This is a genomic window from Streptomyces huiliensis (assembly GCF_020037025.1).
Classification (GTDB): Bacteria; Actinomycetota; Actinomycetes; order Streptomycetales; family Streptomycetaceae; genus Streptomyces; species Streptomyces huiliensis.
The window spans coordinates 1-931 of sequence record NZ_JAIQLH010000363.1 but is presented as its reverse complement, the minus strand read 5'-3'; the positions used below and the strand labels follow the sequence as shown (position 1 = coordinate 931).

Genomic DNA, 931 nt, shown 5'->3' with positions numbered 1-931 from the left:
CGGCGCCGGCGCCCGCGCCGCCGCCCACCCGGACCTCGCGGCCCTCACCCGGGCCGTCGCCGACGGCACGCCGGCACCCCGCGTCGTCCTCGTACCGTTGCTTCCGGAACCCGACGCGCCGGAGCCGGACGCCGCCGCGGCGGCCCGTACCGCCGGGCACCACGCCCTGCACCTGGTGCGCTCCTGGCTGACCGACGAGCGGTTCGCCGCCTCCCGCCTCGTGCTGCTCACCCGGGGCGCGGTCGCCGCCGGCCCCGACGAGGACGTCCCCGACCTGGCGCACGCCCCCGTCTGGGGCCTGGCCCGCTCCGCGCAGACCGAGAACCCGGGCCGCGTCACCCTGCTGGACACCGACGGCACCGACGAGGCCGCCGCCCCCGCCCTGCTGCGCGCCCTGGCCGCGGACGACGAGCCCCAACTCGCCGTCCGGGGAAGCGGCGTACGGGTGCCGCGGCTGGCGCGGGCCGCCTCCGCCGACGGCCCGTCCGGCTTCGGCGGCGGAGGCACCGTCCTCCTCACCGGCGGCACCGGGCTCCTCGGCGGGACGCTCGCCCGCCACCTCGTCACCTCCCACGGCGTCCACGACCTGCTTCTCGTCAGCCGGCGCGGCCCCGACGCCGCCGGCGCGGCGGAGCTGACGGACGAACTGACCGCCCTGGGCGCCCGGGTGACCGTGGCGGCCTGCGACGCCGCCGACCGGGACGCCCTGGCCGGGGTCATCGCCGCGGCCGAACCGCCACTGACCGCCGTCGTGCACCTCGCCGGCGTCCTGGACGACGGCGTCGTCGCCTCCCTGACGCCCGACCGGATGGACGCCGTCGCCCGCCCGAAGGCGGACGCGGCCTGGCTGCTGCACGAACTGACGAGCCATCTTGAGCTGGCGGACTTCGTGGTGTTCTCCTCCGCGGCCGGCCTCCTCGGCACCGCCGGG

1 protein-coding gene is annotated in these 931 nt (G+C 79.3%); it reads left to right on the top strand.

Going from position 1 to position 931, the window contains the following annotated elements:
• Window positions 1-931, top strand: a 931-nt coding sequence (locus tag JNW98_RS33355) for a SpnB-like Rossmann fold domain-containing protein (protein WP_223772040.1), incomplete at both ends; no start/stop codon positions are given.